Origin of the sequence: Proteus sp. G2674 (assembly GCF_009915195.1) — a bacterium.
GTDB classification, from domain to species: Bacteria; Pseudomonadota; Gammaproteobacteria; order Enterobacterales; family Enterobacteriaceae; genus Proteus; species Proteus mirabilis.
Genome location: NZ_JAABLS010000034.1, coordinates 22,030 through 29,868 on the forward strand (window position 1 = coordinate 22,030; position 7,839 = coordinate 29,868).

At 41.8% G+C, this 7,839-nt stretch carries 7 protein-coding genes; all 7 read left to right on the top strand.

Features of this window, described 5'->3' with window-relative positions; all coding sequences use genetic code 11:
- Positions 1-129 precede the first annotated feature (129 nt).
- The 7 genes from GWI58_RS14135 to GWI58_RS14165 are packed head-to-tail and all read left to right on the top strand — an operon-like array spanning position 130 to position 7,725.
- Positions 130-471: a phage tail protein gene (locus tag GWI58_RS14135; RefSeq protein ID WP_012367642.1), complete on the top strand. Its 342-nt coding sequence runs from the start codon at positions 130-132 to the stop codon at positions 469-471.
- Entirely contained in the window at positions 468-1,211 is a 744-nt protein-coding gene (locus GWI58_RS14140) for a phage minor tail protein L (RefSeq protein WP_012367643.1), read from the top strand. Before GWI58_RS14135 ends, GWI58_RS14140 begins: the two co-directional genes overlap by 4 nt.
- On the top strand, positions 1,208-1,918 hold the full coding sequence (locus GWI58_RS14145; RefSeq protein ID WP_036976693.1) for a C40 family peptidase: 711 nt from the start codon (positions 1,208-1,210) through the stop codon (positions 1,916-1,918). The genes GWI58_RS14140 and GWI58_RS14145 overlap by 4 nt, the downstream gene beginning before the upstream one ends.
- On the top strand, positions 1,915-2,502 hold the full coding sequence (locus GWI58_RS14150) for a tail assembly protein (RefSeq protein ID WP_036976694.1): 588 nt from the start codon (positions 1,915-1,917) through the stop codon (positions 2,500-2,502). The genes GWI58_RS14145 and GWI58_RS14150 overlap by 4 nt, the downstream gene beginning before the upstream one ends.
- Before the next feature lie 51 nt (positions 2,503-2,553).
- Positions 2,554-6,747: a TipJ family phage tail tip protein gene (gpJ, locus tag GWI58_RS14155; protein ID WP_036976695.1), complete on the top strand. Its 4,194-nt coding sequence runs from the start codon at positions 2,554-2,556 to the stop codon at positions 6,745-6,747.
- Entirely contained in the window at positions 6,747-7,109 is a 363-nt protein-coding gene (locus GWI58_RS14160) for a hypothetical protein (protein ID WP_237611707.1), read from the top strand. Before gpJ ends, GWI58_RS14160 begins: the two co-directional genes overlap by 1 nt.
- Before the next feature lies 1 nt (position 7,110).
- Positions 7,111-7,725 (top strand): hypothetical protein, encoded by a 615-nt coding sequence (locus GWI58_RS14165; protein ID WP_012367646.1) that lies wholly within the window; start codon positions 7,111-7,113, stop codon positions 7,723-7,725.
- Positions 7,726-7,839 lie beyond the last annotated feature (114 nt).

Consider the following 7,839-nt stretch of genomic DNA (forward strand, 5'->3'; position numbering starts at 1 on the left):
CGAAGTAAGTCAGCCATTCCTTCGGTAAGTTTCTCTGGGCTGAATATATAAAATAACCTAATGGATATTTATTAATATCCTGATATTTGATCAGGCGGCTTTGTGTCGCCTTTTTTATTGGAGTAACCAATGGAAGAGTTTAAATGGCGAACACAAATACAAGATTCGCCAAGCGGTGAGTTCAAGCATCGTATTAAAGAAGTTGAATTTGGAGATGGTTACAAACAAGTTGCTGGTGATGGTATTAATCCAGAATCTCAAACGTGGCCATTCTCTTATATGGGATTGAAAGATGAGGTGATGCCTATTTTTAAATTCATTCGGCAACACACAGTAAAATCATTTATTTGGACACCTCCATTTGGTGAAAAAGGTCTTTATCGAGTTAAAGCTGATTCAATATCGATGATCCCCATATCTGGCGGAGTAATGAAATTGTCAGCTACGTTTGAACAGGCATTTAGCGCATGAATATCACAGCAGATGTACAAAAATTAGAGCCGGGTAATAAGGTTCAATTAATTGAGGTGGATGGCAGTGGTTTTGATGGGCCAATTCTTCGCTTCCATGCTTACAATCTTCCTCACACACCAGAAGAGATAGAGAAATCTAATGGTGATATCAAGCCAAAACCAATTTGGTGGCAAGAAAATGAATATGGGGCATGGCCCTATGAAGTTGAAGGAATGGCAAAGAATAGCGACGGAAGCCCAGCGAGACCATCTCTAAAGGTTGCCAATATAGATGGCTTAATCTCATCTTTGTGTCTCCAGCTTGACGATATGGTGCAAGCAAAGGTTACTATTTATGAGACATTCTCTCATTATCTTGATGCCAAAAATTTTCCTGATGGTAATCCAACCGCTAACCCTGATGAGTGTTTTAAACAGGTTTATTACATCGATCGTAAAACTAATGAGGTGGCTGGCGAATCCGTAGAGTTCGAGCTGTCTAGCCCGTTTGATTTGCAGGGAGTAATGATACCCGTTCGACAAATTCATAACCTTTGTTATTGGTGCATGAAAGGCGATTATCGCAGTGGTAATGGGTGCTCATATTCAGGGAATAAATATTTTGATGAGAGAGGAAACCCTGTTGATGATCCAGCGCTAGATAGTTGTGGTGGGCTTATTAGTGATTGCAAAAAACGCTTTGGTGAGAATGAGCCATTAGATTTTGGAGGGTTTCCCGCTGCGGGGTTAACGAGATGATCACAAAAAAATTAAGAGAATCGATATTTGAACATGTAAAAGCCGAATATCCCAAAGAAGCTTGCGGAATTATCTGTCAGAAAAGTCGAGTTAAAAAATACTTTCCTTGTAGCAATCTTTCAGATAATCCAACAGAGCATTTTGAGCTTTCTCCAGAAGATTACGCTCTTGCTGAGGACTGGGGTGAGCCAATAGCAATTGTGCACAGCCATTGTGGTGATGGTGTAACGACTCAACCTAGCGAAATAGATAAATTACAGTGTGATGTGACAGGATTGCCTTGGGTGATCGCATCATGTCCAGAGGGTGATATTCGAATTATTTACCCTCGAGGTGAACGCGAATTAGAAGGCCGTCCTTTTGTGCTTGGTTATGCTGATTGCTGGTCGTTAATCATGGATTACTACCACCAAAAACACGGTATTGAGTTACATAATTACAGCGTTGATCGGCACTGGTGGGAAGAAGGCGAAAACCTGTATATGGATAACTACGAGAAAGCGGGTTTTGTTGACGTTACTGGCGAGCCGAAAGAGGGCGATATGGTGATTATGCAAGTACAAGCCGATGTACCTAATCACGCTGGTGTGATTATGAATGGTATGTTACTTCACCATCTTTATGGTCAACTCAGCAGGTTGGTCCCCTACAGCGATTATTGGCGAGATAGAACCGTAAAAATTGTGCGGAGGAAAGAGTTTGTATGAGCCTAAAAGCAATACGTCTATATGGTGTTCTTGGCGCAAAATTTGGGCGTGAACACAAATTAGATATAGATTCACCTCGCGAAGCAATTAAGGCGCTCTCTGTGCTTTATGATGGCTTTGAGCAGTTTCTTGCTAATGCTCATTTAAAAGGAATGGAGTTTGCTGTATTTAAGGGGAAACGAAACATTAATGAAGAAGAGCTGCATCTTGATACCACAGAAGAGATCCGCATAGCACCAATCATTAAAGGAAGTAAACGAGGAGGATTCTTTCAAACTATGTTGGGCATTGCCATGATCGGTGTCGCGACATTTGCTCCTTGGGGTACTGCCTTATTTGCAAGTGACTTGATTGGGGCCATAGGTCTTGGTGTGGCTCTTGGTGGTGTTTACCAGATGCTTTCACCCCAACCGCGAGGTCTATCAATGAGGCAAGATTCAGATAACAAACCATCTTATGCCTTTGGCGGAGCTGTAAACTCTACTGCGCAAGGAAATCCAGTTCCTTTACTTTATGGACTGGACAGGCGAGAGGTAGGTGGGGCAATCATTTCCGCAGGTATTTATACAGAAGATCAGCAATAACATAAACGAATTTCAGAATAGCCACTATGTGGCTTTTTTTATGGGTGAAATATGGAATTAATTCATGGTGCAAAAGGTGGTGGCGGTGGCGGACATACGCCCACGGAATCACCAGATAGCTTACTTTCTGAATCAACAGCTAAGATTTTATTGGCTATCTCAGAAGGTGAAATTGCTGGTGGCTTAGACGATACTCGTATTTTTCTTGATGATACACCGATTGGCAATGCGGACGGTACTAAGAATTTTGAGGGTGTCACTTGGGAATTTAGACCGGGTAGTGAACACCAAGAATACATTCAGGGTATCCCATCAGTAGATAGCGAAACATCGGTAGGGTTGGAATTAAAAGACGATCAGCCCTATGTGCGGAGCATTAATAACACTCAGCTATCTGCTGTGCGCATTAGACTATCTGTTCCTCAATTGTTTCAACAACACGATAACGGGGATACTACAGGCTATAGAATTGAATATGCTATTGACTTATCTACAGATGGTGCTGGATATAATGAAGTATTAAAGTCTGCTTTTGATGGTAAAACGACCAGCGAATACCAGCGAACACACCGCATTGACTTACCCAAGGCAAATACAGGTTGGCAGATCCGTGTCCGACGATTAACTAAGAATCAGAATACAGCCAGAATTGTTGATAAGGTTACTATCTCTGCTGTTACTGATGTTATCGATGCTAAATTGCGTTATCCAAATACGGCCCTATTGTTTATTACTTTCAATGCGCGTCAATTTAATAACCGCATCCCTAAAATTAGCGTTCGCCCAAAAGGTGGCTTGCTTATCAAAGTGCCCACGAATTATGACCCGATTAATCGGGCCTATTCAGGCGTATGGGATGGCACCTTTAAACTTGCAGCAACCAATAACCCGGCATGGGTATTTTATGATTTAGTACTCAATAATCGCTACGGCTGTGGTGACCGGATCCAGTCTTCTCAGGTTGAAAAGTGGGACCTGTATAAGATTGCGCAATATTGTGATGAATTGGTACCCGATGGGCATGGTGGTGATGGTAAGGAGCCTCGATTCCTGTGTGATGTTTATATTCAATCGCAAGAATCGGCATACCAAGTACTGAGAGATATAGCGGCTATTTTTCGTGGTATGACATTTTGGGCTGATAACAAGGTTAATGTTGTCGCTGATATGCCAGATAGTATTTTTAGAACGTTTACTAATGCCAATATTGTTGGAGGTAAGCCTACCTATTCAGGAGGTAGTCAGCAAAATCGATATACGCAAGCATTAGTTTCCTACACAGACACCAATAACCACAGTAATGATGCGATTGAGGCTGTGGCCGATATTAAACTACAGCGTCGTTACGGAGTACGCAAAACTGAAATATCAGCGATAGGTTGCACTCGGCAGACGGAGGCTAACCGTAGAGGTCGCTGGGCGTTACTCACCAATGCTAACGACAGAGTTATTAGTTTTGCGACAGGATTAGAGGGGGCAATACCTTCTCCTGGTCATATCATTGCTGTTGCCGATTCTACATTGGCTGGAAGAGATAATGGTGGACGTATATCGCGTGTAGAAGGCAGAAAAATAACACTTGATCGCAGAGCCAATATTAAAGCTGGTGATAGGTTGATTGTTAATCTGCCAAACGGGCGCTCAGAGGGAAGAACCGTATCACTGGTTGCTGATAATATCATTACAATTTCAACGGAGTACTCACAGGAACCAGAGAAAAACGCAGTTTGGACAGTTGATGCTGATGATTTAACATTACAACTTTATCGGGTCGTTAATATTACTGATAATGGCGATAATACATATACTATTACTGGCGCAATCCATAACCCAAGCAATTACGATCACATTGACTCTGGCGCAAGAATAGGTGAGCGTCCAATCACCATTGTTCCACCGAGTGTGCAAGCACCACCTAAAAACATTCGTATATCATCCTATTCTCAGGTTAATCAAGGTATTTCATTTATTACTCTGCGTGTTGATTGGGATGCAGTTGATAATGCCATTACCTATGAGGCTCAATGGCGGAGAGATAATAATAACTGGGTATCAATGCCAAGAACATCAACATGTGGGTTTGAAGTTGATGGCATTTATGCTGGTCGTTATCAGGTGAGAGTTCGTGCGATAAATGCGTCTGAAATATCCAGTGTATGGACTAATGCGCCAGAAACAACACTGACAGGAAAAGTAGGGAGCCCGCCTAAACCTGTAAACTTTAGAGCTTCACCGCTCGTATTTGGCATTAAGTTAGGCTGGGAATTTGGTGAAAACACCAGTGATACGTTAAAAACGGAAATTCAGTACAGCAAAACCAATAATGGTGAAGGTCTGATGCTGTTATCTGATGTTCCTTATCCCTCAAAAACCTATGAAATGGCAGGGTTATCAGCAGGTTTAACGTTTTATTTTAGAGCAAGACTGGTAGATAAAATAGGTAATCATTCCGAATGGACTGAGTTTATTCTGGGAGAATCTGAGTTTGATGCTAGTATTATTCTTGATGAATTAGCGGGGCAAATCAGCCGAGACCAACTCGCACAAGACTTATTGGGTGAAATTAACAGTAAAGCTAACCAAATCGATATTACTGAATTACATGAGTTGATGAGGATAAATCATGACAAGATTTTATCTGAGTTGATGAGGCATGGAGCAACGATTGAAGAAAGTGAAAAAAAATGGGAGGAGGCAGGAAAATTACTGGCTGAGCGGATAAATCAAGTTTCAACGGCAACAGAAGCACAGGCAGCCGCAATTAAACAAGAGCAACAAGCACGTATTGAGACTGATAAAACCGAAGCACAACAACGCCAATTCTTAGCCACTCAACTTCGTGGTGATTATACCGGTAATGATTTATCGAAAGTCACCGCAGGACTCATTTCCGCAGAGAAACAAGCACGTGTTACAGGCGACCAAGCAGAAGCGAAAGCCCGACAATCACTGGAAACACGGATGAATGGGAATGTTTCAGCGATTAATAAATCATTAGAAACCCTCACCTCGAAACAGCAAGCACAAACGCAAGAGATTTTAACGCTCAATTCAAATCTTAAGGGGAAAGCTGATAGCAGTGTGGTGAATGCGTTAAATACGCGAGTAACTAATCTCGATGGCAAAGTGATGTCCGCAACCTCTCAGGTACAAACGTTATCCAGCAAATTAGATACAGTGAAAGCCGATTTAACGGAGTCTGTGGTGGTGGATTTAGATTTATCTAAACTCAATGAAAACACCTATTATCCGATTATTTTTCCATTAGTAACTTCTCGACGTTATGCCTTTAAGGTTTTTAGGACCTTAGGGCAATATAGTGACAATAAACCCAGCTATGCCACTCACAGCACCAAAGGTTTTGCCGTGATTGTGGAATGGCAAGTGAGTGCTTCTGGATGGGGAACACAGTCTGAAAACCGCATCATTGATAATTTTGATTGGCGATGGACAAATCAATCCCCTGTGATGGGGCCAGCTCAATTAACGAATGGTTCTGTGGAATATATCTATTTGCGAGGAGGTGCTAAATATCAGCTCACTAAGCATAAAAGTGTTAACCATCAAATTATCACCCGCACTTATACCAATAACAAACAATCGGTGGCACCGAAAGGATTTGTGGCGAATGAAGTACCTAAGTCCAGCGAACAGAAAGCCAATGCAACGGCGAATGCGGTAAACCAACTTGAAACTAAGGTGACTGAGGTCTCAGGTAAAGTGACCTCTACCGCCCAGCAAGTCACTCGCCTTGAAAGCCAAGTGGGTACAAGTTCAGCCAAAATTGAACAAACGTCGAAAGTGGTCACCGACATAAATGGCAAAATTTCCGCATCATGGACAATGAAAGTTCAGCAAGATAGCAAAGGGAATAAAGTCATTACGGGCATTGGCTTAGGGTTTAATGCACAAGGAAATAGCCAATTTCTGGTCAATGCCCAAAACTTTGCAGTGATATCGTCATTAAATGGCAAAGTGGTGACACCGTTTATCGTGAAGAATGGACAGTTGGTTGTTAATGAAGCTTTTATTGGTGATGCAACTATTACCAGTGCAAAAATAGCTAATGTATTGCAATCAACCAATTTCAGCCATGCAAACAAGGTGGGCTATCAACTTAATATGCGCACTGGTGAAGAAATTAAATATGGGAATAACGCTCAGGGGTACTGGATTGAAACAAACATATTAAAACGTTTGTTTGATAAAAAAGGCACAATGCGTATCAGAATGGGGATATGGTAATGGGCATGGGTTTAGAAATATATGATGAGAAAGGGCGACTCATTATTGGAGAAGACACTATTATACCGCGCCACTTGGGGCAATTTGACCTTCCTTTGTCCCAATATGGATCTCTTACTATTCCTGAGATTTCCTTAGGAGGTGAGGTTGTTTGCCATTTCTGGCTACGGTATCGCTCTCGATGGAGTGGTGAATTTCATGTAGATAAGCCTAATGAGAGAACAGAGTACTCCATATCTGGGAACACGTTAAATTACCGCGTTGATTACAATATCTATCGCAGGGAGAACAATGGCTCTGGTGGTGGGCAGACACAAGCGAATGACTCATTCTCAAGTCATGTTGTCGTATGGGTGGTGTGAAATGGTTGGTGTAGAAATTTACACAAATAATAGGCTGATACAATTAACCGATAAACTCGAAACAATATGTGTTTTGAGAAAAGCAACTCCTGATGAACTAACGTCATCATCAGGCCCTCATGATAGCTATCCGAGAATCTATGCGTTAAATAGCCAATGGATGGTTGCTCCGATTTCCAAGGTAAGCATACCTCAACACGGAGTTGGTCTTGAAGTTTATGATGAGCAAGGGAAAATGAAATTTTCATCTCTTGCTAAGTTGGTCTGCTTTGAGAAATATTATGATGTCAATACGGGGAGCGCTGGCAAAGGCTCATTAAGAATCGCAGGCAAAAGTGGTCATCGGTATGGCATGATTAAGACTCGCTCTATGGGGTATTTTCATAATACAAACATACGAAGCTACATAGACCCTGACACGTGGGATGAAGTTTGGACATTCAAAAGATATAGCGAGCGTTATGTCTTGATTGATGATGTGGGAGGGTTAACATTTGAGTATCGATACGAGTTCTTAGGAGAAGAGGATGGCTGGATAAGTATGCCTCCGAGTCGAGAAGGTTCTGGATTAATGGAACAAGGGCTTATGATAGACGTTTCAATGTTAGAAGATTAAATACCGCACTAATGTGGTTTTTTTGTATCTAAATTTTAGGAAATAAATCATGATATACACAACAGGCACTGTTAGCACAGTGTCAGGGTCTGCTATTGTCTCTGGCACAGGTAC

Coding starts and splice junctions, on each gene's coding strand:
- GWI58_RS14145 (WP_036976693.1), top strand. CDS start 1,208: ATGATCACAAAAAAATTAAGAGAATCGATATTTGAACATGTAAAAGCC.
- GWI58_RS14135 (WP_012367642.1), top strand. CDS start 130: ATGGAAGAGTTTAAATGGCGAACACAAATACAAGATTCGCCAAGCGGT.
- GWI58_RS14165 (WP_012367646.1), top strand. CDS start 7,111: ATGGTTGGTGTAGAAATTTACACAAATAATAGGCTGATACAATTAACC.
- GWI58_RS14150 (WP_036976694.1), top strand. CDS start 1,915: ATGAGCCTAAAAGCAATACGTCTATATGGTGTTCTTGGCGCAAAATTT.
- GWI58_RS14140 (WP_012367643.1), top strand. CDS start 468: ATGAATATCACAGCAGATGTACAAAAATTAGAGCCGGGTAATAAGGTT.
- gpJ (WP_036976695.1), top strand. CDS start 2,554: ATGGAATTAATTCATGGTGCAAAAGGTGGTGGCGGTGGCGGACATACG.
- GWI58_RS14160 (WP_237611707.1), top strand. CDS start 6,747: ATGGGCATGGGTTTAGAAATATATGATGAGAAAGGGCGACTCATTATT.